The organism is Bacillus sp. HMA207, assembly GCF_003402455.1.
Classification (GTDB): Bacteria; Bacillota; Bacilli; order Bacillales; family Bacillaceae_G; genus Bacillus_A; species Bacillus_A cereus.
Map to the genome: position 1 here is coordinate 3,323,558 of NZ_BEZT01000001.1, position 24,811 is coordinate 3,348,368.

Sequence of the window (24,811 nt, forward strand, 5' to 3'; positions counted from 1 at the left end):
TATCCCCCTATATAATTTGATAGTGAAAACATGTCTTCTCTCCCGTATGACAAGCAGGTCCTACTTGTTTCACATTCACAACAATTGAATCTTGATCACAATCTAAATATAAAGATTGCACATATTGAACATTCCCTGATGTTTCCCCCTTATTCCATAACGACTGCCTCGAACGAGAATAAAACCATGTTCTTTTCGTCTCTAACGTTTTTTCATATGCTTCTTCATTCATATAAGCTAGCATTAAAACGTCTTTCGTACCTTCTTCGATGACAATTGCCGGTATTAATCCTTTTGAAAAATTAGGTTTCATAACCGCACCTCAATATTTGCATCTCTTAATTTTCGCTTTACACTATGCACTGTCGCCTCCCCATAATGAAAGATGGATGCCGCTAACGCTGCATCAACTGTTGTCTTTTGAAAAACTTCTATAATATGATCCGTATGACCACAGCCCCCTGATGCGATGACTGGAATAGAAACACTTTTTGAAATTTCTTCTGTTAAACGAAGGTCATATCCGCTTTTCGTTCCATCTGCATCCATACTCGTTAACAAAATTTCACCTGCCCCAAGTTTAACAACACGATTCGCCCATTCTATGGCATCCATTCCTGTGTCAACTCTTCCGCCGTTGACGTATACGTTCCATTTATCTTCTGCTACTTTTCTAGCGTCAATTGCCACGACAATACACTGTGATCCAAAGTGTTCTGCGCCCTCTTCTATTAGCTTCGGGTTTCGCACTGCCGCTGAGTTTATTGAAACTTTGTCTGCTCCAGCTCTTAGTAAATTGTACATATCTTTCACACTTGAAATCCCCCCGCCAACCGTAAGAGGAATAAATACTTTAGCTGCTGTTTTTTCTACAACATCTATAATCGTTTTTCTTCCTTCATGAGTCGCTGTAATATCTAAAAATACGATTTCATCTGCCCCTGCCACGTTATATGCTTCAGCTATTTCAACCGGATCACCGACATCTTGTAATCCTATAAAATTTACACCCTTTACGACTCGCCCTTCTTTCACATCTAGACATGGAATAATTCGTTTCGCTAACATAACTTCGTTACCTGTAACACTTCTTCTAAATCAATCGTTTTCTCGTAAAGCGCCTTTCCAATTATGACACCATATATATTCATATCATTTAACTTTTTCACATCTTGAATAGATGCCACTCCTCCAGAGGCAATGAGACGAATGCCCACACTTTTTTGAAGTAACGCCAATTGTTCAAAATTTGGCCCTGCAAGCGTCCCGTCTTTCGAAATGTCTGTAAACACAATCGTTTGAACACCTAAACTTTCCATTTGTTTCGCTAAACTAATATAAGAAATTTCAGACAGATCAAGCCAACCTCTCGTTGCTACGAAACCATTTTTCGCATCAATTCCAACAATGATTTTCTCTTTATATAGACGAACTGCTTCCTCTAAAAATGACTTATCATAAAGAGCTGCTGTTCCTAAAATCACTTTTTCTACACCTACTGACAATAACTTCTCCACCGCTACAAGTGAACGAATTCCTCCTCCCACTTGCACAGGAATACGTACCGCCTTGCAGATTTTTTCAATGACGGGCAAATTTAACGACTCGCCAGCAATTGCACCGTCTAAATCAACAATGTGTAGTATTTCCGCTCCAAGCTTTTCAAATATGATTGCCTGCGCTACCGGATCTTCATTCATCACCGTTTCTTTACTAAACTCTCCTTGATAAAGTCTAACGCATCGTCCTTCTTTTAAATCGATAGCTGGGAAGATTTCCATGCTTCTACCACCCCTTGAAAATTTTTTAATATTTGCATGCCAATTTCACCACTTTTTTCTGGATGAAACTGTGCACCAAATACATTTCCTTTCGCTACAAACCCTGGTACTTGCATTCCATAATCACTTACTCCGCATACAATTTCATCTGGACAATCCGCGTAATATGAGTGAACATAATACACGAAAGAACCATCCACTAATCCATTCCAAAGCGGAAATTCTCTTTCCTTCCTTAATTCATTCCATCCCATATGAGGAATTTTATACGAAACTTTTAACTTACGAATTTCCCCTGGTAGTAAACCTAACCCGCTACAATCTTTTAGTTCCTCACTTCGTTCAAATAAAAGCTGCATGCCCAAACATATACCGAGGAGTGGTTTTCCTATATCACAAACCTCTTTTAGTACACACACTAAATCTCTTTCTTCTAATACGTCCATCGCTTTCGGAAATGCACCTACTCCCGGTAAAATCACGCCATCGCTTCTCAATATCTCTTTTTTATTACTCGTTACAATGTACTCTGCGCCAATATATTTTAATGCTTGCTCTACACTGCGAATATTCCCCATTCCATAATCTATAATGGCAATCAATTACAACATCCCTTTCGTTGAATTTACACCAGTAATGTTGGCATTTTTTTCGACCGCTTCTCTAAGCGCTCTACCAAAAGCTTTAAATAATGCTTCAATTTTGTGATGCGTATTACTTCCGTATAGAACGCGCGCATGTAATGTAATATTGGCAGCATGTGCAACTGCTCTAAAAAATTCTTCCGTCAATTCTGTATCAAAATCCCCAAGCTTCGGATTTGTTAATTCCCCTTGAAATACACAATATGAGCGTCCACTTATATCAATTGCGACAAATCCTAAAGATTCATCCATCGGTACATACGCAGAACCGTAACGATTAATTCCCTCTTTGTTTTGCAATGCTTCTTTCAAGCAATTTCCGAGTACAATTCCAACATCTTCAACGGTGTGATGTGCATCGACAAATACATCACCTTCTGCTTCAACTTGCAATCCAAATCTTCCATGTCTAGCAAATAAAGTAAGCATATGATCGAAAAAACCAACCCTCGTTTGAATAGATACATTTGTACTTTCATCAAGCTGCAAACTTAATTTAATTTTTGTTTCTGTCGTCTCACGTACTTGACTGGACTGACGCATTATTGTTCCTCCTCAAACCTTATTTGGATTGCTCTCGCATGTGCATGTAACCCTTCTTTATTTGCAAGCTCTACAATATGATGCTGTACATTTTTTAATGCTTCCTCCGTATAAGAAATAAAACTTGATTTTTTCACGAAATCATCGACTGATAACGGAGAAAAAAATCTTGCCGTTCCGCTCGTTGGTAATACATGATTCGGTCCCGCTAAATAATCCCCGAGCGGTTCAGGTGCATATGACCCAAGGAAAATAGAACCTGCATGTTTCACATAATCTAGAGCATTCATCGGTTCTTTTATATGTAACTCTAAATGTTCTGGAGCAATTTCATTTGATAACTTTAGCGCCTCCTCTAAAGAAGGAACGATAAAGATGGCTCCATTTCTATTTATTGATTCACGTGCAATTTCACTTCTTGGTAACGTTTCTAACTGTCTTTCTACCTCTTTTTCTACTTCTTTAGCTAGTTCTATATTCGTTGCAATACAAATCGCCGTTGCTCTCTCATCATGCTCTGCTTGCGATAATAAATCCGCTGCGATATATTTTGCATTACCTGTTTCATCCGCGACAACTACAATTTCTGATGGACCAGCAATCATATCGATATTTACTATTCCGTATACTTCTCGTTTCGCTAGAGCGACGTACAAATTTCCCGGTCCAACTATTTTATCCACTTTCGGAATCGATTCCGTCCCGTATGCTAAAGCAGCAATTGCTTGTGCGCCACCTATCGTATAAATTTCATCTACTCCCGCAAGATCTGCAGCAGCTAATATATGCGGATCAATTCCTCCTTTCCTCGGCGGTGTTACCATTACAATCTTTTTCACACCTGCGAGTTTCGCCGGCAATACATTCATTAATACTGAAGAAGGATATGAGGCTGTCCCACCCGGTACATATACACCTACATTTTCTAACGGCCGAATGAGTTGCCCTCTAATTATCCCTTTACTTTCACAATCGAATATTGAGTGCTTCTTTTGCTTTTCGTGATACGAAACAACGTTTTTCTTCGCCTCTTTTAAAGCTTCTAAAAATGAATTCTCTACAAACATACTCGCTTGCTGTATTTCTTCTTCACTTACACGAAAATCTTTCATCTCTACACCATCAAACTTTTTTGTATAGAAAGATAAAGCCTCATCTTTCCCTTCCCTTACATGTCTAATGATTTCTCTTACACTTCTTTGAACAGTTTCTTCTATTATATTAGCGTTTTCTCTTAGCACTTTTATTTTAGATAATGCCTCCTTAAATTCTTCATAAATGATTTCCATTTTAAATCCTCCTATTTCCTTGATAAGATTTCTTGCTCCATCATATTTATAATGCTGAATATTTCGTCTTTTTTAGTTTTTAAGGCTGCCTTATTTACAATCATCCGAGCCGATATAAAGTACATTTCCTCAAATACAATGAGTCCATTCTCTTGTAATGTTTTTCCTGTTTCAACAATATCTACAATCGCATCTGCCAATCCAAGAAGAGGAGCGATTTCTACAGAACCTTCTATCTTAATAATTTCTACATCCTCTCCCTTATCATGATAATAAGTAGAAGTAATATGGGGGTATTTCGTAGCGATTCTTTTCTTCCGGTAACTCTTCGGATTATACGTAGGAATAGAAGCAACACAAAACTTACAAATCCCCACTCCTAAATCCAGCATTTCATAAATATCTTTCTCGTTTTCCATTAAAATATCTTTTCCAACGATGCCAATATCAGCTACCCCATGTTCTACATAAGTAGCAACATCAATCGCTTTTACTAAAATAAATGAAACATTTGTATTTTTACTTTGAAATACAAGCTTCCGACCTTTATTTTTGAGCTCGGAACAATCAATTCCAATCTGCTCAAAAAGTGGAATGACATGTTTTTCTAATCTTCCTTTCGTTAACGCAATTTGAATGTTACGCATGAAGCCTCTCCTTCTTTCTGGACTACCCATTTCTCATTCCATACATATTCCACTAAGTATTCATTCTTTGCCTCAACGACCGTTCCTATTTTATTTTTTCTTGCAAATTGAAAGGTATCGCTTAAATTAGAGAATAGAGATAACCAAGCATTTTTCCCATCCTTTCGAAGTAAATTTCGTAGCCTTTCTGCTTCCGCTAATCTATTTAACTCATAATGAATCACAATATCAATTTGATTTCGTTCATATGGTTCTTGCTGCTCTTGCAGCGCCTTCACAATTTGATTTACTTGTACCGCGAGTCCAACAGCTGGCAGCATTTCTCCAAAATTCCCAATTAGCTCATCGTACCTTCCGCCACTAACGATTTCTTCTCCAATTTCATATATATATCCTTTGAAAATAACACCCGTATAGTAATCTAAGTGTTGAATCATGCCCAAATCAATTGATATGTAAGAACCATATCCTAACATTTCAATTGTTTCATACATTTCTTTTACTCTTGCAATTGCCATTTTCATTTCATTACTTGAAGCAAGCTTTTCTGCTTCCTCAATAACTTCTAAATTTCCAAATAGCCTTGGCAATTTCTCAAGTAATCTTACTGTCTCATCGCATCGATCTAATTTCTTTTCTCCGATAAAATTTGAGAGGGCTGCATAATTTTTACTTTCTATATACGTTCTAAGTACCCTTTCTTCTTCATCCTGGATGGAGAGTTTTTTTACAATACATTTATATAACTGTACTTGCCCAATCTCAATTGTAAAAGATTGCACCTTCAACTTTTGAAGTGCTTGAATGACACTTATTACACATTCAATTTCAGCTCTTACATTATCAATCCCGATAACTTCAATACCACTTTGTACGATTTCATTATATTTTCCAGAATGGGATTCATTCGCTCGAAATACATTCCCGCTATACGTCACTTTAAGTGGCGTATCCCATCTCTGTGTTCCAATAACTCTCGCTAAAGGAATTGTCATATCTGGACGTAAAACGATAATCCTTCCCTTTTCATCAAAAAATTTATACATCTTCTCTTCATCTATCGGTCTATTTTGAAATGCAAAAACATCATAAAATTCAATTGTAGGTGTTCTTATTTCCTCATAACCTCTCTCTAAAAAAGTAAGCCTTAATTTTTGTTCTACTTCTTCAATTAACGTACATTCTTCGAATAAATAATCTCTCGTTCCATTCGGGTTTGCTCGTTTCCATTTTGTCATCTAAATTTTCACACCTTTCCCCTTCTAATGTATGCCTATTTCATTCCCCTAAGCCGAAAATAAAAAGAGCCTTGTAGACAAAATACCTACAAGGCTCTTCAGTAGAGTGTAGGTACAACGGGAATAACCCTTGTACCTACACGTTTTCACGCTAGGTTCAAGGGTTTCATGTATGATGATGTAGTTGTGTAAGCATTGTAATAGATTGCACGATATTCATAATACTTACTCCCTTTCTCCTCTGATTTTCACATAGTATATAACAGTTAATTTTGAATGTAAATACATTTTTAATATTCCGTCATTTTTTTTAATGTAAAGCCACTTTTCTTTCATACTCTTTTATTTCTTGTTCATATTGCATTGTAATACTAATTTCATCTAAACCATTTAATAACTTCTCTTTCCACATTTTCTCGATCGTAAAATGGAATCTATGCGTATTCGTTGTCATTATTTCATTTTCTAAATCAACTGTAATTTGTTCCCTCGCATCTGTTTTAGCAAGTTGTTCACGCATATCTTTATCCATTACAATCGGTAACATGCCATTCTTCATACAATTCATATAAAAGATATCGGCAAATCCTCCAGCGATAATAACGCGGAAACCATAATCAGCAAGTGCCCATGGAGCATGTTCTCTTGACGAGCCACATCCAAAATTATCACCTGTGATTAATATGCTGGCTCCTTTTCTTTCTTGTGCATTAAGCGGGAAATTAGGGTTTTCTTGGCGATTATTATCATATCGCCACTCATCAAATAAAAACTTCCCAAACCCAGTTCTTTCAATTCTCTTTAAATATTGCTTCGGAATAATTTGATCTGTATCAATGTTATCATTCATCAGTACTGCGGCAGTACCTTTATGAATACGAAATGGCTCCATCATAACTCTCCTTTCTAATATCAACAAAATGACCATATAACGCAGCCGCTGCCGCCATTGCCGGGCTAACTAAATGCGTTCGTGCTCCCTTTCCTTGTCTTCCTTCAAAATTGCGATTGGACGTAGAGGCACAATGTTCTCCTTCAGGCACTTGATCTGGATTCATACCTAGACACATTGAGCATCCGGGCTCTCTCCATTCAAATCCAGCTTCTTCAAATATGCGATGTAATCCTTTATGCATCGCTGCTTCTCTTACCCTTTGAGATCCAGGTACAACAAGTGCTCGCACACCTTCTTTTACTTTTTTACCTTTCACGACAGATGCAGCAATTTCTAAGTCAGAAAGCCTGGAATTTGTACAAGATCCAATGAAAACATGTTGAACTGGAATGTCATACGTACTTTGTCCGGGACTCAATCCCATATAAGAAAACGCTCTTTCATCATTTGCATCATGCTTTTCTGGCAATTTCTCATCGATCCGAACACCCATACTAGGATTTGTTCCCCACGTAACGTACGGCGCTAAATCCGTAACATCTACTAGAATATGTAAATCATAAACTGCATCTAAATCTGTATAAAGTTCTGACCATTTTTTCTTAATAGATTCATAGTCTTTCGGTGCATATTTACGCCCTTTTACGTAAGCAAACGTTTTTTCATCTGGTGCAATAATGCCAGCCTTTGCTCCCCCTTCAATTGCCATATTGCAAAGCGTCATCCTCTCTTCCATATCCATAGCATGAATGGCCTCTCCATAAAATTCCATTACGTAACCTGTTCCAACTGCTACTCCGTACTTTGAAAGAAGGTGTAAAATAATATCTTTCGCATAGACACCTTGCGGTAACTTCCCTTTTAACTCAATGCCCATCGCTTTCGGCTTTCGTTGCCATAACGTTTGCGTTGCCAATACATGTTCCACTTCACTCGTACCAATACCAAACGCTAGTGCGCCAAAAGCACCGTGTGTTGCTGTATGACTATCACCACAAACAATCGTTTTTCCTGGCTGTGTGAGTCCAAGTTCTGGTCCTATTACATGAACGATCCCTTGCTCTTCATCTCCGATATCCGCTAATGGCACCTGAAATTGTTTACAGTTTTGCCGAAGTGTATCTAGTTGCTGCTTCGCAATGCGGTCGGTAATATTCCAAACATCTTTCGTTGGAATATTATGATCCATCGTTGCAAATGTTAAATCTGGTCTGCGGACTGTTCGATTTGTAAGCCGCAAGCCTTCAAAGGCTTGCGGTGACGTTACTTCATGAACAAGATGTAGATCGATATATAATAAATCCAATCCATTTTCATTAGTCGCAACTACATGTCTTTCCCAAAGCTTATCTAGTAACCTTTTTCCCATTATCTCCCTCTCCCTACTAACGCTTGCTCTTCCATTTCTTGAATAACTGCCTTTGTAAATGAAGTTGTCGTTTCAGTCCCCCCGATATCTGCTGTACATTTCCCTGATTTAAGGACTGCAGAAACTGCTTCTTCAATTGCATATCCTTCTCTCGTTAATCCGAACGATTGCCCAAGCATCATTGCAACAGAACGCATCATCGCAATTGGATTCGCCTTATTTTTCCCCGCAATATCCGGTGCTGATCCGTGAATAGGCTCGTATAATGAAGGTCCCTTTTCAGCGTGACTTGCTGATGGAAGCATTCCTAATGATCCAGCTAATACTGAAGCCTCATCACTTAAAATATCACCAAATAAATTTTCCGTTACAATAACGTCAAATCTTCCTGGATTCCGAATTAATTCCATAGCTGCTGCATCTACTAAAATGTGTTCTACTTCCACATTTGGGTAGCGAAGTGCTACTTCTTCTGTCACAGTTCTCCATAATTTACTAGACTCTAAAACATTCGCTTTATCAATAGATGTTACTTTTTTCTTCCGCTTATTTGCTAATTGAAAAGCATACGAAACGATACGTTCAATTTCATGGCGATGATACGTAAGTGTATCTGTCGCCACTTCTTCCGTTCGCTCTTTCGGATAAGAAAAATAAATTCCGCCTGTTAATTCACGAACGACAACGAAATCAATTTCATCAGCGTTTTTTAATGGTGATAAATGTGCAGTTGCACTTTCTACCGTTACAGGGCGAACATTCGCAAATACACCGAGTCCTTTTCTTAATGCTAATAATCCTTTCTCAGGCCTTTCTTTCGCACTATCCCACCTTGGTCCACCTACTGCTCCAAGTAAAACCGCATCACTCGCTAAACAGGCGGCAAGTGTTCGCTGTGGTAATGGTTGCCCAGTTAAATCGATAGCAACACCACCAAAGTACTCATCTTGCAAATGAAAATGATGTCCATATAGCCTTTCTACCATATGCAATACTTCCTTCGCACTCTCCATTACTTCTGGACCGACACCATCACCAGCTAAACAAACGATACGTTTTTCCATTTTTAACACTCCTTTTAACCGAATTTTCAGAACTTTAATTTGATAGGTGAGGAAAGCTTCTCTCACCTATCAATTATTTATTTCACAAGCGCTATAAGAGATTTTAATTTCCCTGCTGCATGGACATAAGCTCTCGCCGACGCTTCCAATACGTCTTGCGCAACTCCGAAACCTGATATTTGGTGACTACCTTCTTTTAATTCAACATGAACGTGAGCAAGTGCATCTTGACCTTGTGTAATAGATTGTATGCGATAATCTGCCAATTCACATTCTAATCCTAAAATTCTTTGAATCGCATTGTATATCGCTTCAATACTACCAGAACCAGTGGCTGCATCTTCATATACATTTCCTTCCTCATCCTTCAACACAACTGTTGCGCATTGTGTACTATTTGATACGAAATGCACTTGTAATTGCGTAATGTTATATTGCTGAGCTGCAAATGCTGCTTCACCAAGCATAAGTGCGCGTAAATCTTCTTCAGTAATTTCCTTTTTACGATCAGCCAATTTTTTAAATGCTTCGAATGCCGCATCTCGCTCTTCATTTGTAAATTCATAACCAAGCTCTTTCATTTTTTCCGTAAACGCATGACGGCCAGAGTGTTTCCCAAGTACAAAGAGATTTTGAGATTCTCCTATAAGCGCTGGTTCGATAATTTCATAAGTTGTTACTTCTTTTAAAACCCCGTCTTGGTGGATGCCCGATTCATGAGCAAATGCATTCGCTCCAACGATTGCTTTATTTTTCGGTACAACCATACCCGTTAACCTGCTTACTAATATACTCGTCGCCTTAATTTCTTTTAAAGTCATCGAAGGCTCTGCTTTATAAAAATCTTTTCTAATATGAAGAGCTACCGCAACTTCTTCTAACGCTGCATTCCCTGCTCTTTCTCCAATGCCATTAATCGTTCCTTCTACTTGCAATGCTCCCCCTTCAACCGCAGCTAACGAATTTGCTACTGCCATACCAAGATCATCGTGACAATGACAAGAAAAAATCGCTTTTTCATATGATGGAACGGATTCTTGTAAGTATTTAAAAAGAGAATAATACTCTTCCGGATTTGTATATCCAACTGTATCCGGAATATTAATTACATTCGCTCCTGCTCGAATCGCAATTTCTACTGCTTCAGCTAAAAATGCTCTCGATGTTCTTGTCGCATCTTCTGCAGAAAATTGTACTGTCGGAAATAATGATTTTCCGAGCGTAACCGAGCGATGAATACTATTTAACACATCTTCTTTTGACATACAAAGTTTATATTTCATATGAATATCACTCGTAGCTAGAAATACGTGTAGACGAGGAGATACAGCGCCTTTCACAGCTTCATATGCTCTTCGAATGTCACTTTCTTTCGCTCTAGCTAAACTCATAACCGTAGCATTTTGAATTGTATTCGCAATACGTTTTACCGATTGGAAGTCGCCTTCGGAAGCTGCCGCGAATCCAGCTTCCATTACATGAATACCAAGCCTCTCTAATTGCCTAGCAATTTGTAATTTCTCTTGTTCATTTAAATTTACTCCTGGTGATTGTTCGCCATCACGAAGCGTTGTATCCATGAACAAAACCTGCTTCATATTATTTAACCCCTACCTTTACTCGCGGCTGTACGAAAGGCATCATTTCACGTAATTTACGTCCAACTACTTCGATTTCATGTTTATTCTCTTTCTCATTTGTCGCATGGAAATTTGGTCTTCCTGCTTTATGTTCTGCAATCCACCCTCTTGCAAATGTACCATCTTGAATTTCTGCTAATACTGCCCCCATCGCTTTCTTCGTATCTTCAGTCACAACGCGTGGTCCTGATACGAAGTCTCCCCACTGCGCTGTATCTGAAACTGAATATCTCATATTTTCAAGTCCACCTTCGTACATAAGGTCAACGATTAGCTTCAATTCATGTAAACATTCAAAATATGCAAGTTCAGGCTGATATCCCGCATCAACTAACGTTTCAAACCCTGCTTTTACAAGTGCAGTCACTCCGCCGCAAAGTACAGCTTGCTCTCCAAACAAATCTGTTTCTGTTTCTTCTTTAAACGTCGTTTCTAGTACACCAGCTCTCGTTGCTCCAATTCCGTCAGCATAAGAAAGTGCTTTTTCAGTCGCAACTCCTGTTGCATCTTGATATACTGCAAATAATGCAGGAACAGCCCCGCCCTCGGCGAACGTACGGCGTACGAGATGCCCTGGTCCTTTTGGCGCTACTAGAAATACATCTACATTAGCTGGTGGTTTTACTTGATCAAAGTGAACATTAAATCCATGTGCGAACACGAGAGAGTTTCCAGCCTGTAAATTTGGTGCAATTTCAGCTTCATATACTTCTGGTTGTAATTCATCAGGCAATAGAATCATTACTACATCAGCTTTTTCCGCAGCTTCTGCTACTGTATATACAGAAAACCCATCTTCATTCGCTTTATCCCAAGACTTACCTTTTCTTAAACCTACTACTACATCAAATCCGTTATCACGTAAATTTTGCGCATGCGCATGACCTTGCGAGCCATATCCGATGATTGCTACTTTCTTTTCCTTTAATACATTTACTGTTACATCTTTCTCATAATAAACTTTTGCCATTTTCATTTCCCCCTATATTTAAATGATTATTGAATTAACATAACTTGCTTATCTTGTTTTTTCATACTACGTGTAAATGCTGTTACACCTGTTCTAGCAATTTCTTTCAAACCGTATGGACGAAGTAATTCAATTAACGCTTCTACTTTATCTTGCGTACCTGTTACTTGCACAACTATGGAATCCTTCCCAACATCTATTACAGCGGCTCGAAACGGTTCAATTAAACTATATAATTCTGCCCTCGCTACAGAAGTTGCTACTTTAATAAGAGCAAGCTCTCTAGCAATCATCGCTTCTTCTGTAATATCTGATACTTTCAGAACATCAATTTGCTTATGCAGTTGTTTAATTAACTGCTCCACTTGCTGTTCACTTTCAACGTGTACAACAATCGTCATTCGCGATATATCTGATGATTCTGTATGACCTACTGAAATACTTTCAATATTAAAATGTCTTCGTGTCATAACCCCTGTAATTCGGTTTAACACACCACTTTGATTTCGAACTGTCGCTGTAACAATTCTCTTCACCCTTTTTCCACTCCCTCCATTTGGTGAACACCTTTTCCTGGCGCAACCATCGGCATAACCTTCTCTGATTGAAGTACACGACAATCAATTACGACTGGCTCTTGTAATTCGATCGCATGCTGGATTTGCTTCTTTGCAAGAAGTGGATCGTCAATACGAACACCTTTTATGCCATATGCATTTGCAAGAGCGACGAAATCTGGTTGGCATGGTAATAAAGAATGTGAATATCTTTGATTGTAAAATTCATCTTGCCATTGTCTTACCATTCCTAAAGCTTCATTATTTAAAATAAATACTTTAACGGGTAAAGCGTGTTCTTTTAATACACTTAATTCTTGCAGAGTCATTTGAAACCCAGCATCACCAACAATTGCAATAACTAATTCTTCAGGCTTTGCAATTTGCGCACCGATTGCTGCTGGAAATCCGAACCCCATCGTTCCTAATCCACCAGAAGTTACCCATTTATCTGGATTTTTCAGTGGATAATATTGCGCTGCCCACATTTGGTGTTGCCCAACGTCTGTTGTTACAATCGCTTCTCCCTTCGTAATTTCATATAGCATATCAATCGCATATTGAGGTTTAATACTTTCAGAATTTCTTTTATAAGAGAATGGATATTTTTCTTTTCTATTCTTTAATAAAAAGAGCCATTCATGATGATTTTCTTTCTTTCCTTCTGATTGAAGCAATACTTCTAACGCCTGCTTAGCACTTGCAACAATAGGAATCTCTGTTGGCACATTTTTCCCGATTTCTGCTGGATCAATATCGATATGTGCAACAGTCGCCCCTTTAGCAAAAAAAGCTAAATTTCCAGTAAGACGATCATCAAATCTCGCGCCTATATTAATGAGTAAGTCGCATTCATATAATGCCATATTGGCTGTATAAGAACCGTGCATTCCCCCCATCCCTAGAAATAGTTCATCATCTGGTGGAAAACCACCAAGTCCAAGTAATGTATGCACAACAGGGATTTCATATTTACGAGCAAAACTTGTCAATTCTTTCGAAGCTTTCGCATGCAATATACCCGCTCCAGCTAAAATTAACGGTTTTTTTGCGGTTTCAATTACTTTGAGTAATTTGTTTATTTGAAGTAGATTCGGTTCATAATTAGGGTTATATCCTGGTAAATCCATTTGTACATTGCTACATCGCTCACCTTTCTCGACTACCATATCTTTCGGAAGGTCAATAACGACTGGTCCTGGTCTTCCTGTTTTAGCAATATGAAATGCTTCTTTAATAATTCGAGGTAAATCTGAGGCCTTTCGCACTTGATAGTTATGTTTTGTCACTGGCATCGTAAGTCCCATAATATCTGCCTCTTGAAAAGCATCGCTCCCAATTAACGTTGTTGCTACTTGGCCTGTAAATACTACAAGTGGCAATGAATCAATCATCGCATCAGCTAGACCCGTAATTACATTTGTAGCACCTGGTCCACTCGTTGCAATTACAACCCCTGGATTCCCTGTAATTCTGGCATACCCTTCAGCAGCGTGAATTGCCCCTTGCTCATGCCTTGTTAAAATATGCGGAATTTCACAATCATACAATGCATCATAGAGAGGTAAAACGGCACCACCCGGATAACCGAAAATCACTTCTACGCCTTCCTTTTCTAGCGCTTCTAACAATAGCTGTGCACCAGTTTCCAGTTTCTCTTCCGTTTTTGAAGACATTGTTCTTATAAGCCCCCTTTTTCAACCTTTTATACAATAAAAAAATCCTACGTCCACACTCCAGCTATGTGCTGAAGGGACGAAAGATTTCGCGGTACCACCCTTCTTTGCAAGAATACTCTTGCCTCAGTGATCCATAAATGGATCTAGCTAATAACGGAGCTACCGTCTAAGCCTAGACAAATGCTTTAGCTTAGCACTCAAGGGCGATGTTCGTCGACGTGAACCATCGGTTTTCAGCAACCACCGACTCTCTGTGAGGCTTCACAATCAACTACTCCTCCCTATCAACGCTTTCTTATGTTAAAAAAGTTGTTATCCAACTTTATTTTCTTCGTAAATTTTCTCTCCATCTTCTACAACTAACTTACGAAACTCTTCTAATAAACGGTTCGTATGTGGACCTGTTTGCCCTAAGCCAATCTTTCTACCATCTACTGTCGTAACAGCAATCACTTCAGCAGCTGTTCCTGTTAAAAACACTTCATCAGCTACATATACATCATGTCTTGTAAATAACTCTTCTCTTACGTCATACCCAAGTTTTTCGCCGATTTCTAAAATGGCGTTTCGTGTAATACCTTCTAACGCTCCAGCAGAACTTGGTGGTGTAATTAATTTATTTCCTTTAACAATAAACACGTTATCTCCTGATCCTTCAGCTACATATCCTTGATCATTTAACATAAGCGCTTCTTGTACTCCAGCTAATTTCGCTTCAATACGAACTAAAATATTGTTTAAGTAATTTAAAGATTTTACTTGAGGGGATAAAACATCGGGACGATTTCGGCGCGTTGCAACTGTTACAACTGGAATCCCTTTCTCATAATATTCTTGTGGGAATAAAGATAATTGTTCTGCAATTACTACTACATTCGGCTTCTTACATGAATCGGGATCCAATCCAAGATTTCCTGCTCCTCTTGATACAACAAGGCGAATGTATCCATTAGATAATTTATTTTGTCGAATCGTCTCAACAACAATATTTGTTACTTCATCTAATGAATATGGAATTTCTAAAAGGATTGATTTTGCTGATTCATACAACCGGACAAGATGCTCTCTCAAACGGAAAACATTACCGCTATAAACTCTAATTCCTTCAAACACTCCATCGCCATATAAATAGCCATGATCATATACTGAAACTTTTGCCTCATCTTTTGGAACAAATTCTCCATTTAAGAAAATCCATTGCTCATTCACTAGAAGCGCCTCCTATGTTCTATGAATTTTTTATTGTTTCCTAGTTTACTCTCCTTTCTAAATAAATCAAGTGAATTTTTAGAAAATTTATAATTTTTAATCATACGTACTTCTTTACTTATACTGATTTAACAACATTGTTAACGTTTACAAAAAGTCAAAAAATTTTTTTCGCCAATTTCCACTAAAAAAATATTTGTTTAAAAGAAGGATTTTCATCAATTGATACGAATCTATTGTATTCAATAAACGGACGTCCGATTTTATAAATCCGGAAATATATAACGACTTTTGCTGAAAAAGGGGGAAAATAACAAAAATAGCGCTGTCTAAAAATAACATTCATATTTTTCATTTCGTAATCATAATCCTATTTTTAAAAAACAATTTGTCAAAATGAAGGAGGAAATAAATATGGCGTGTGTACAAATTAAAGGAACGAGACAAGAGGTAGTAGAAATGCTGCAATTATTTGATCTAATGGATACGAAAGGTTTTTGTAAATTCGATAATTACGTAGAGGTAGAACCAAATACGCAAGAACATAATCATTTTATTGCTTCAATCGACATCCATTCAAATACTTCTTCAGCACAAGATACATTATTAAACGATCAATTCGTTAGTCAAATGCTTACTGGCGTATATAACGACTAAACAAAGATTTACTTCCTACCGTCTTTTCATAAATATATGCAGTGAACTTGAGCATACTAGCAATTAGATGGTAGGGAGGTGAGAATTATGGCTAGAATTGGCGTTGAAAACTCATTAACAGACGTTCAACAAGCTCTTCAGCAACAAGGTCATGAAGTTGTTACACTTAACTCAGAACAGGATGCACAAGGGTGTGATTGTTGCGTTGTAACTGGGCAAGATTCTAATGTGATGGGCATTGCAGATACATCAATTAAAGGATCAGTCATTACAGCTCACGGTTTAACAACAGATGAAATTTGTCAACAAGTTGAAAGTCGCACTTAAAAAATGAAAGAGGACTCCTTTTAAAAGGAGTCCTCTTTTTTATATTCACCTAACGGGAAAGTAACATATACTGGATGAAAGCCCTACCTCTCTCTCATCATTACGGTTCCACTGACCGCTCCTTGATTCACTAGTATACATATATAGCTTACAAATACAATTTATAGGGTTTGTTCACAAAAGTTGTTGATAAAATTACCCGATCTTTCGCAAACTTTTCGTATTGCATTCATAAGAGATATTTACTTTACACTAGCTGTAACCGAGACACGAATTAAAATTCTAACACCAATACAATAACTTGTCAACTTTTTTCCGCAAATTAAAAACAGACATTAACGGTTTGTCTGTTTTAGAATGGAGCTTTTTCTTTTATTACATATACAACAAAGCCGCTTACTAACATGAATAAGCCAACTACTAAGTTTTTGATATTAATCATAAATTCCTCTCCCTTATTCCACACATCATATATATTTACATTTCAATTATTCCGATCATCCTAAAGCGCACTTTTTCTAATATATCATAATTCCTAAAAAATGCAAGTTCACTTTTGACGACCATTCACAAATTTATCTACAGTGCTTGGTACAGTATTTAAAGCCTTTTCAATTAAATGTGTACTGCTGTTGAGATGTAATACTTGCACCCCATTAGAACCAACTACTAAAAAAGCTACTGGACTAATGGAAACCCCAGCCCCGCTTCCTCCTCCAAATGGATGCCCTTGTTTGTTCTCTTTATGCTGATTTTGCCCACCGTTATGTTTTTCAGTAATGAAATCCCCTTTAAAATCACTTCCACCAGCTCCAAAACCAAAAGCCACTTGAGATACTGTTAATACTACATTTCCGTCAGCTGTTGAAACCGGGCTCCCAACAATTGTATTTACATCTACCATCTCTTTTAAATTTGTCATTGCCGTTTTCATTAAATTTTCAATTGGATGTTCCATTATGTATTGCACCCTTTCCTCATTATTCCTTTTTATATTTTCCAAAATAGAGGAAGTCATACTAACTTTTCCTATTTCAAGAAAACATTTTCCTCCTTTTAAAAGATACTACTCCCTGTACATGCTCCGGTATAGTGAAACTTTAATCAGTGGGATGTGCACGTTTCTCGACTCCCACAAATAGCGGGATAAAAAAGAAAAAGAGATACATACTACTATTGAACCTTGTTATGAAAGGAGTCATGACTTTGACTGAGAAATTTGATGATTATAAAAGAAAAGATAGAATAGATAGTGATTATAGTGACTATAAAGAAGAGTACGCCGCTGAGGTTGCACCACAACGCATTGATTATGATTACGATGATAAAGACGATAAAGATGTTGTAAAATCGTCCGCTGCTGGATCAACTGCTGGTTTTATCGCTCTTGCGCTATCTATCTTATCGCTATTTACATTTCCAACACTATTTGGTCTTGTTTCTGTTTTACTCGGTATTTACGCTTATAATCGCGGAGCTACTGTAACTGGCGGTATCGCTGCAGTTGTCGGTGGAATTGCTGCACTTATCGCAATTTTATTCCGAGTAGCACTTATTGGTCTATTGTTCTCCCTGTTCTAAAAAAGAAAAAGGTATCTCGCTTAACGCGGGATACCTTATCCTGTAAACACATCTTCCGATGGATATTTTATTTTTTGTTTTGCTGGTCGCGCTAAAGAGAACACAAGTGTTAATGGTCCAATTAATCCGCAGAACATAACAAACATAATAATACATTTTCCGAATGCCGATAGCTTTGCAGTAATTCCCATCGTTAATCCGACTGTGCCAAACGCTGATATTGTCTCAAATAATAATTGAATAAAGCTGAAGTTTTCTGTAAGCATTAATATGAATACCGCTGCTAAAATAAGTATTTGACTGGCAACAGCAATCGCTAAGGCCCTCGTTACTGTCGACATTTTAATTGTACGCTGAAATAAAACAATTTCCTCCTTTTTTCTAAAGAAAGAAAGGACAGATGTAATTAAGATAACAAACGTCGTTAATTTAATTCCTCCACCTGTCGATACACTTCCTGCACCAATAAACATCAAAATCATCGTAAATAATATAGATGATTCTTCCATACCTCCATAGTCAACCGTATTAAATCCAGCTGTCCGCGGAGTAATACCTTGAAAGAAGGAAGCCCATAGTTTTTCATTTAAAGATAAATTCCCTAACGTCTTCACATTATTATATTCCAATACAAAAATCACAATCATTGCTATAATATTTAGCACTACTGTTCCAATAATCATTATTTTTGAGTGAAGTGATAATTTTCGAAAACTGCGGCTATACCATATATCAATTAATACGGTAAAACCGAGTCCCCCAATTACAATTAAAGAGCAAATCCCAATATTAATAATGGGATCCCCTACATATCTTGTTAAATTATCTGGCCATAAAGCAAATCCTGCATTATTATAAGATGCAATTACATGAAAAATACTATAATATAAACCTTTTCCAAAACCAAACTCTGGAATAAAGCGAAACGATAAAAAGATGACCCCAATAAGTTCAATACAAATCGAAAATATAAAGACACGCTTTACTAATTTTACAAGACCACCTATATTTGTTTGATTAAATGCTTCTCCAATTAATAAACGATGGCGTAATCCGATTTTTTTACCTAGTACCCAAACAATTAAAATGGCAATTGTCATAAGACCTAGACCACCTGTTTGAATTAAAAACATAATAACAATTTCGCCAAACATCGTAAATGTACTTGCTGTATCCACTACTCCCAAACCAGTTACGGTCGCTGCTGACGTTGCTGTAAAGAAAGCATCTACCCAACTAATATGTACTTTCGTTGCGAATGGTAATTTTAATAACAAACCGCCAACCACAATTAAGCAGAAAAAGCCTAATGCTAATATTTGTGGTGGGTTTAATCGTATAAGACGATTATACAGCCCTTGTTTTTTTGTTATGTCCATATCACTAACTCCCTTATTAAAGTGAAGCTTTCCCCTCATACAATAAAAAGCTTTTTAAAAGCCCTTAAATAATTGGGACAAACCTTATATTCTCATAATATAGTTGAGCATAATCCTTTTTTTCATAGATTACAACTTTTATTTATATTCAGATTCCTTTTCGTTTTATGCTGGGAAAACTCTATATCCTAACTCAATATTGCTAGCAATAACAATTTCATATGTACTATTTTTCAAATCCCCATATCTTTCACTCTATGTTCACATAGAGGTCACATCCACCTTTTATAGTATATGTATCGAAGCTGTTCCTCCCTAATTTATAAGACATTCCCCAGTGTCTTTGAATAGCTTCCATCCCTAATTAAATTGACATAAATTGTCCCCTTCCTTGACCATCTTATATATGATGGTCTTATTTTTTTGTTTTCTCTATCTTTTATTCCGCTATTTGTGGGCAATAAACGCCCGATTGGTTAAGGCTAATAATCAACAGGGGATGAACAAAAAACACTCATTAAATTTTCATTTTATTTAAAACTCCCTCTCTCTTTCACTCTATATTCACACAGAGGTCACATCCACCTTTTATAGTATATGTATCGAAGTTGTTCCTCCCTAATTTATAAGACATTCCCCAGTGTCTTTGAACAGCTTCCATCCCTAATTAAATTGACATAAATTGTCCCCTTCCTTGACCATCTTATATATGATGGTCTTATTTTTTTGTCTTTCTATCTTTTATTTAAAACTCCCCCTCTCTTTCACTCTATGTTCACACAGAGGTCACATCTACCTTTTATAGTATATGTATCGAAGTTGTTCCTCCCTAATTTATAAGACATTCCCCAGTGTCTTTGAACAGCTTCCATCCCTAATTAAATTGACATAAATTGTCCCCTTCCTTGACCATCTTATATATGATGGTCTTATTTTTTTGTCTTTCTATCTTTTATTTAAAACTCCCCCTCTCTTTCACCCTATGTTCACATGAGAGTCACACCTATCTTTTATAGTATATGTATCGAAGTTGTTCCTCCCTAATTTATAAGACATTCCCCAGTGTCTTAAAGCAACTTCCATCCCTAATTAAATTGACATAAATTGTCCCCTTCCCTTGACCATCCTATGTGATGGTCTATTTTATTTTCCAAACACAAAATCGGTCTATCTACACTTAAACAAAAATGAAAAATTCAGAAAATATTGTCAAATTAGGTATTTTTTCGGTATAATTACTTTAGAAAGAAATTTCGCAAAAACAAAAGGGGGGATTTTATTGAAACAAACAAAAGCAATCTTAATCGCATTATTTCTAGGTCTAGTTGTTGGACTCACTCTAAATTTAGCTGCTCCATCTATCTTTGAGCCACTAAATCAATATGTGTTCAACCCAATTGGTCAATTGTTTATTCGACTTATTAAAATGCTAGTTGTTCCTGTTGTGTTCATTTCTATCGTACTTGGTGCTGCCGGCCTTGGAGATCCGAAACAACTTGGAAGAATCGGTTTAAAATCAATTTCATTCTTTCTCGTAACAACTGCGGTTGCCATCTCTATAGCGGTTACATTTGCACTTATTATAAAACCAGGAGCTGGCGGTAATTTTAAAACAGAAGGTCTTAAGTATGAAGGTGCAAAAACTGAAACATCTTTCGTCGACACATTGCTAAATATCGTACCAGATAACCCAGCAAAAGCGATGGCTGACGGAAACATGTTACAAATCATTGCCTTTGCCGTATTGATTGGACTCGGTATAGCTATTTTAGGAAAACGAGTTCAAGGTATCCATTCATTACTTGAACAGGGCAACGAATTAATGATGTATCTTGTTAATCTCGTTATGAAATTAGCCCCAATTGGAACATTCGGTTTGCTCGCTTCATCCGTTGGTAAAATGGGGCTTGCAGGCGTCGCTGCGATGTTCAAGTATATGATTGTCGTTATGTTAGTACTCATTATTCACGGGGTCTTTGTATATGGCGGCTTATTAAAGGTATTAGCAAAAGAAAGTATTGTTCGTTTCTTTAAACATTTCGGACCAGTAATGGCAATTGGATTTAGTACATCTAGCTCTAATGCATCGCTTCCATTTGCAATGAAAACAGCACAAGATAAGCTTGGCGTTCCAAAAGCGATAAGCTCATTTGTACAACCACTAGGGGCAACTATTAATATGGATGGTACTGCCATTATGCAAGGAGTAGCCACTGTATTTATCGCTCAAGTATACGGAGTTGAACTTACATTACCGCAATTAGCTATGGTCGTATTAACTGCTGTACTAGCTAGTATCGGTACTGCTGGTGTACCTGGTGTTGGACTTGTAATGCTTACAATGGTTTTAAATCAAGTAAATCTACCAGTAGAAGGTATCGCTTTAATTATCGGTATTGACCGTATTCTAGATATGTCTAGAACAGCTGTAAACATTTCTGGTGATGCAATTTGCGCAATGATTGTCGCAAAATCAGAAGAAAAATATAATACGGATCAATCGGCAGCATCGTAAATCAAAAAAGGAGTGAATTATTTCACTCCTTTTTTGATTTACTCCCTTTTTTAGAACGATATTCTTTCCCTTTATTATCATTACCAGTTTCAAATTCAGTGCTAAATTCCTGATTAAACTGGCCGGACTTTGGTGATCCTTGATTACCGCTCCCTTTACTACCGTTACGATTCGTCATATTTCTCCCTCCTTCCTTGTATTAGTAGTATGGCGCTCTATCTTTTTTCATACACATTTTATTTATTAACATCTATTACACACGAAAGAAGATCTCCCATCTATAAGGAAGACCTTCTATTTTATCACGTAAGCGTTTTCTTGTTTATAATCACTTAAATAAGTTTTTTGGAAATTGAAATCATTACATTCATTTCATCTTCTGAAAGTGCAGAGAATCTTTCTTGTAAATATTGTTTTTTCGCATCTTCCATTTTCGCAACTAAATCTTTCCCTTGTTCTGTAATCTCTAAATACACAACTCGGCGATCTGATGTAGAACGTGAACGAGTTACAAAACCCTTATTAATTAATTTTTCTGTAACAGCTGTAATATGACTATTCGACACATTTAATTCATTTGCTACACGCGATACCATTTCTTTATTCGTACGATTTAATATTCTTAGGACGATGAATTCATTCCACGGTATGTAACCACCAAATATTTTTCCGATATCATTACGCAACGTGCGAAACATAGCAAACACATTTGTCGATAGTTCTTCCATTAATTGCTCTCGATTTTGAGACAACATTGACAGCTCCTTTTATTTCATTTAGTTAAATAAAAACCTTATTAATAATTTTACATGAAATCTTACTTTTTGTCACCTTATTTTCCCATAATTCGTAGTTTTTTAATATGTATTTCATGATAAAATGAAGTCAACTTCCAGAAAAAGGGGTATTTTAATGCATGAGGAGGATAGGTTCTCAAATCTCAGCCTAAAAGATAAAACAATTATCATTAGTATTATTGCTCTTTTTCTCATTATAGTTTTTACATTTATATTTTTTGTATATGTAGGAATCTTTCAAATTACAGGTATAGCGTATAGTTCACGTACTGCTTTACTTCTCTTTTTTTTATTAATCACTTTCTTAGATGGTATTACATTATTTATTTTCAGTTTCTTCAAAGCGCTGCTATATCCATTGACTCAAAACATGTCAAATTGGATTTCTCTCACTCTTTTCTCATTCATTGAAATTACACTAGATTGGTTCGTCATTCATACTGCTGATGATTGGATAGAAAGCGTACAAATGTCCAACTTAACTGAATTATGTGTCATACTATTCTTTTTTCTATTAAATAAATTATTAAGTGACAAGAAAGAGTAAGATTACAAGCTTTTCTATATAAAAATTGGTACAATGAAAGCAAATCTTACTAAAGAGGTGTTAATTATGAACTTACAACAATGGGCTGATAAAGGTATGTCCTTTGATACATATGTGAATGAAATGCAAGTAAACCAATACGAGCTACTACACATTTACAATAATTTTTTAATTCCAAATGAATTACTTCCTGTATTAGAAGAACGTCAAAATGATGGCTGGCGTGTTATCGTATTAACTGCTGATTGGTGTGGCGATGCTCTTTTATGCGTACCTGTTATGAAACGAATTTCTGAAGTTGCAAATATTGATATGAGTTTATTAATTCGCGATGAAAACTTAGAATTAATGGATCAATATTTAACAAATGGAACAGCACGTGCGATTCCAATCTTTATTTTCATTGATAAAGATGGAAATGAACAAGCTGTTTGGGGACCACGCGCTCCAAAAGTACAAGAATTAGTAACTTCAATGCGCGCTACATTACCTGAAAAAGAAGATCCAACTTTCGAAGAAAAACAAAAAGAAATGTATGCTAATTTCCGTGCTACATTAGCTGATGATACTTCTCTTTGGGAACATGTAATGGAAAACATGATGGAAAAAGTAGTAAAATAAAAACCTGCCGAGCTCGGCAGGTTTTTTTATTACATAATGAAGAAATAGAATACCGCAGCTAAAATGAAACGATAATAAGCGAACGGTGTTAGTTTTACACGAGATAATAATTTCAAGAATGAAACAATTGCAAGCATCGCAACAACGAATGCAGTTACAAATCCTGTTACAAATAGCGTTATATCTGCTGAGCTTAATACATCCCAACTTTTAATTAAATCTAAGCCACTTGCAGCTACCATCATCGGTACCGCTAAAATGAACGTATATTCAGCTGCCGCTGTATGCGACACGCGAGCTAATAAACCACCACTTATTGTAGAACCAGAACGAGAAAATCCTGGCCAAAGAGCTAAACATTGGAACATTCCAATTGTAAATGCCTGTTTATATGTGATTTCATCTAACGTTCTTGCTGTACTTGGTTTCGAAAACTTCTCAGCAACAATCATTAAAATACCACCGGCTACTAAGCTAATAACAACTGGTCCTGGACCAAATAAAACCTCTTTAATAGTGCTATGGAATAATACGCCAAGTACCCCGGCAGGAATCATCCCGATAATAATATGTAATAAATTTAACGATGGTCCGTCTGTTACTTTACCTATTCCAACTAACGACCATAGACGCTTCCAAAATATAACAACAACTGCTAAAATCGATCCCAATTGGATAACAACTTCAAAAACTTTCGCTCTCTCATCGTCAAATCCAATTAAATGTCCTGTTAAAATCATATGTCCTGTTGATGATACTGGTAGAAACTCTGTTAACCCTTCAACAGCACCCATGATTAAACCAATTAACCAATCAGCCACAAGTAGTGCCTCCTTAATAACAAATAATATGTAATTTTTTC

The 24,811-nt window shown here is 36.8% G+C and carries 28 protein-coding genes and 1 other annotated feature; of the genes, 6 read left to right on the top strand and 22 right to left on the bottom strand.

Annotated elements, in window-relative coordinates; translation table 11 throughout:
- Positions 1-7 precede the first annotated feature (7 nt).
- From hisI to ilvE, 16 genes are all read right to left on the bottom strand, one after another.
- On the bottom strand, positions 8-313 hold the full coding sequence (gene hisI, locus HMAS_RS17135) for a phosphoribosyl-AMP cyclohydrolase (RefSeq protein WP_000803955.1): 306 nt from the start codon (positions 311-313) through the stop codon (positions 8-10).
- The gene (hisF, locus tag HMAS_RS17140; RefSeq protein WP_000880112.1) at positions 310-1,068 is read right to left on the bottom strand and encodes an imidazole glycerol phosphate synthase subunit HisF; all 759 of its coding nucleotides are present in this window, start codon (positions 1,066-1,068) and stop codon (positions 310-312) included. Before hisF ends, hisI begins: the two co-directional genes overlap by 4 nt.
- Positions 1,062-1,781 carry a 1-(5-phosphoribosyl)-5-[(5-phosphoribosylamino)methylideneamino]imidazole-4-carboxamide isomerase gene (gene hisA / locus HMAS_RS17145; RefSeq protein ID WP_000402296.1) on the bottom strand — a complete coding sequence of 240 codons (720 nt, stop codon included), beginning with the start codon at positions 1,779-1,781 and terminating at the stop codon, positions 1,062-1,064. Before hisA ends, hisF begins: the two co-directional genes overlap by 7 nt.
- A complete protein-coding gene (gene hisH, locus HMAS_RS17150; RefSeq protein ID WP_000560361.1) occupies positions 1,754-2,383 on the bottom strand; it encodes an imidazole glycerol phosphate synthase subunit HisH in 630 nt (209 codons plus the stop codon). The genes hisA and hisH overlap by 28 nt, the downstream gene beginning before the upstream one ends.
- Entirely contained in the window at positions 2,384-2,968 is a 585-nt protein-coding gene (gene hisB, locus HMAS_RS17155) for an imidazoleglycerol-phosphate dehydratase HisB (protein WP_001249960.1), read from the bottom strand. It abuts the gene before it with no gap.
- Entirely contained in the window at positions 2,968-4,257 is a 1,290-nt protein-coding gene (gene hisD / locus HMAS_RS17160) for a histidinol dehydrogenase (protein ID WP_116344934.1), read from the bottom strand. Before hisD ends, hisB begins: the two co-directional genes overlap by 1 nt.
- 11 nt (positions 4,258-4,268) lie before the next feature.
- Complete coding sequence (hisG, locus tag HMAS_RS17165) at positions 4,269-4,904, bottom strand: ATP phosphoribosyltransferase (RefSeq protein ID WP_001244488.1); 636 nt, start codon at positions 4,902-4,904, stop codon at positions 4,269-4,271.
- Positions 4,880-6,142 carry an ATP phosphoribosyltransferase regulatory subunit gene (locus HMAS_RS17170; RefSeq protein WP_000170296.1) on the bottom strand — a complete coding sequence of 421 codons (1,263 nt, stop codon included), beginning with the start codon at positions 6,140-6,142 and terminating at the stop codon, positions 4,880-4,882. Before HMAS_RS17170 ends, hisG begins: the two co-directional genes overlap by 25 nt.
- Positions 6,143-6,452: 310 nt before the next feature.
- Positions 6,453-7,034, bottom strand: coding sequence for a 3-isopropylmalate dehydratase small subunit (leuD, locus tag HMAS_RS17175; RefSeq protein ID WP_000433189.1), 582 nt, complete (start codon positions 7,032-7,034; stop codon positions 6,453-6,455).
- A complete protein-coding gene (leuC, locus tag HMAS_RS17180) occupies positions 7,012-8,406 on the bottom strand; it encodes a 3-isopropylmalate dehydratase large subunit (RefSeq protein WP_000518111.1) in 1,395 nt (464 codons plus the stop codon). The genes leuD and leuC overlap by 23 nt, the downstream gene beginning before the upstream one ends.
- Complete coding sequence (gene leuB / locus HMAS_RS17185; protein ID WP_000415384.1) at positions 8,406-9,470, bottom strand: 3-isopropylmalate dehydrogenase; 1,065 nt, start codon at positions 9,468-9,470, stop codon at positions 8,406-8,408. The genes leuC and leuB overlap by 1 nt, the downstream gene beginning before the upstream one ends.
- A 77-nt stretch (positions 9,471-9,547) precedes the next feature.
- Positions 9,548-11,068 (bottom strand): 2-isopropylmalate synthase, encoded by a 1,521-nt coding sequence (gene leuA / locus HMAS_RS17190; RefSeq protein ID WP_000815753.1) that lies wholly within the window; start codon positions 11,066-11,068, stop codon positions 9,548-9,550.
- Between the two features lies 1 nt (position 11,069).
- Positions 11,070-12,080, bottom strand: a complete 1,011-nt coding sequence (gene ilvC / locus HMAS_RS17195) for a ketol-acid reductoisomerase (RefSeq protein WP_001151741.1) — start codon at positions 12,078-12,080, stop codon at positions 11,070-11,072.
- Positions 12,081-12,106: 26 nt separating this feature from the next.
- Entirely contained in the window at positions 12,107-12,616 is a 510-nt protein-coding gene (gene ilvN, locus HMAS_RS17200; RefSeq protein WP_000822952.1) for an acetolactate synthase small subunit, read from the bottom strand.
- Positions 12,613-14,313: an acetolactate synthase large subunit gene (ilvB, locus tag HMAS_RS17205; RefSeq protein WP_000095876.1), complete on the bottom strand. Its 1,701-nt coding sequence runs from the start codon at positions 14,311-14,313 to the stop codon at positions 12,613-12,615. The genes ilvN and ilvB overlap by 4 nt, the downstream gene beginning before the upstream one ends.
- A 72-nt stretch (positions 14,314-14,385) precedes the next feature.
- Positions 14,386-14,613: a binding site (T-box leader), on the bottom strand.
- Between the two features lie 15 nt (positions 14,614-14,628).
- Complete coding sequence (gene ilvE, locus HMAS_RS17210) at positions 14,629-15,525, bottom strand: branched-chain-amino-acid transaminase (RefSeq protein WP_116344935.1); 897 nt, start codon at positions 15,523-15,525, stop codon at positions 14,629-14,631.
- Positions 15,526-15,939: 414 nt separating this feature from the next.
- Here ilvE and HMAS_RS17215 point away from each other — a divergent pair, with 414 nt between their 5' ends.
- Positions 15,940-16,182, top strand: coding sequence for a DUF3911 family protein (locus tag HMAS_RS17215; protein WP_000752513.1), 243 nt, complete (start codon positions 15,940-15,942; stop codon positions 16,180-16,182).
- 87 nt (positions 16,183-16,269) lie between these two features.
- The gene (locus HMAS_RS17220; protein ID WP_000101022.1) at positions 16,270-16,509 is read left to right on the top strand and encodes a YkuS family protein; all 240 of its coding nucleotides are present in this window, start codon (positions 16,270-16,272) and stop codon (positions 16,507-16,509) included.
- 352 nt (positions 16,510-16,861) lie between these two features.
- Here HMAS_RS17220 and HMAS_RS17225 read toward each other — a convergent pair whose 3' ends face one another.
- Positions 16,862-16,951 carry a hypothetical protein gene (locus HMAS_RS17225; protein ID WP_000608227.1) on the bottom strand — a complete coding sequence of 30 codons (90 nt, stop codon included), beginning with the start codon at positions 16,949-16,951 and terminating at the stop codon, positions 16,862-16,864.
- Between the two features lie 108 nt (positions 16,952-17,059).
- A complete protein-coding gene (gene ytfJ / locus HMAS_RS17230) occupies positions 17,060-17,527 on the bottom strand; it encodes a GerW family sporulation protein (RefSeq protein ID WP_000204234.1) in 468 nt (155 codons plus the stop codon).
- A 188-nt stretch (positions 17,528-17,715) separates the two neighbouring features.
- Here ytfJ and HMAS_RS17235 point away from each other — a divergent pair, with 188 nt between their 5' ends.
- Positions 17,716-18,090 carry a hypothetical protein gene (locus HMAS_RS17235; protein ID WP_000136541.1) on the top strand — a complete coding sequence of 125 codons (375 nt, stop codon included), beginning with the start codon at positions 17,716-17,718 and terminating at the stop codon, positions 18,088-18,090.
- 35 nt (positions 18,091-18,125) lie between these two features.
- On the opposite strand, the gene HMAS_RS17240 is transcribed toward HMAS_RS17235, so the two are convergent.
- Positions 18,126-19,469 carry a TrkH family potassium uptake protein gene (locus HMAS_RS17240; RefSeq protein WP_116344936.1) on the bottom strand — a complete coding sequence of 448 codons (1,344 nt, stop codon included), beginning with the start codon at positions 19,467-19,469 and terminating at the stop codon, positions 18,126-18,128.
- A 1,279-nt stretch (positions 19,470-20,748) separates the two neighbouring features.
- On the opposite strand from HMAS_RS17240, the gene HMAS_RS17245 reads away from it, so the two are divergent.
- Positions 20,749-21,984 carry a dicarboxylate/amino acid:cation symporter gene (locus HMAS_RS17245; RefSeq protein WP_000814809.1) on the top strand — a complete coding sequence of 412 codons (1,236 nt, stop codon included), beginning with the start codon at positions 20,749-20,751 and terminating at the stop codon, positions 21,982-21,984.
- A 22-nt stretch (positions 21,985-22,006) separates the two neighbouring features.
- Here HMAS_RS17245 and HMAS_RS17250 read toward each other — a convergent pair whose 3' ends face one another.
- Together HMAS_RS17250 and HMAS_RS17255 are read right to left on the bottom strand one after the other, a co-directional pair.
- Positions 22,007-22,162 (bottom strand): hypothetical protein, encoded by a 156-nt coding sequence (locus tag HMAS_RS17250; protein ID WP_000184928.1) that lies wholly within the window; start codon positions 22,160-22,162, stop codon positions 22,007-22,009.
- 154 nt (positions 22,163-22,316) lie between these two features.
- Positions 22,317-22,736: a MarR family winged helix-turn-helix transcriptional regulator gene (locus tag HMAS_RS17255; protein ID WP_000081432.1), complete on the bottom strand. Its 420-nt coding sequence runs from the start codon at positions 22,734-22,736 to the stop codon at positions 22,317-22,319.
- Positions 22,737-22,896: 160 nt separating this feature from the next.
- On the opposite strand from HMAS_RS17255, the gene HMAS_RS17260 reads away from it, so the two are divergent.
- Positions 22,897-23,328, top strand: a complete 432-nt coding sequence (locus tag HMAS_RS17260; protein ID WP_098905961.1) for a YrvL family regulatory protein — start codon at positions 22,897-22,899, stop codon at positions 23,326-23,328.
- 33 nt (positions 23,329-23,361) lie between these two features.
- The gene (locus tag HMAS_RS17265; protein ID WP_002023667.1) at positions 23,362-23,949 is read left to right on the top strand and encodes a thioredoxin family protein; all 588 of its coding nucleotides are present in this window, start codon (positions 23,362-23,364) and stop codon (positions 23,947-23,949) included.
- Between the two features lie 29 nt (positions 23,950-23,978).
- On the opposite strand, the gene uppP is transcribed toward HMAS_RS17265, so the two are convergent.
- Entirely contained in the window at positions 23,979-24,770 is a 792-nt protein-coding gene (gene uppP, locus HMAS_RS17270) for a bacitracin resistance undecaprenyl-diphosphatase (RefSeq protein ID WP_000796256.1), read from the bottom strand.
- Positions 24,771-24,811: the final 41 nt, after the last annotated feature.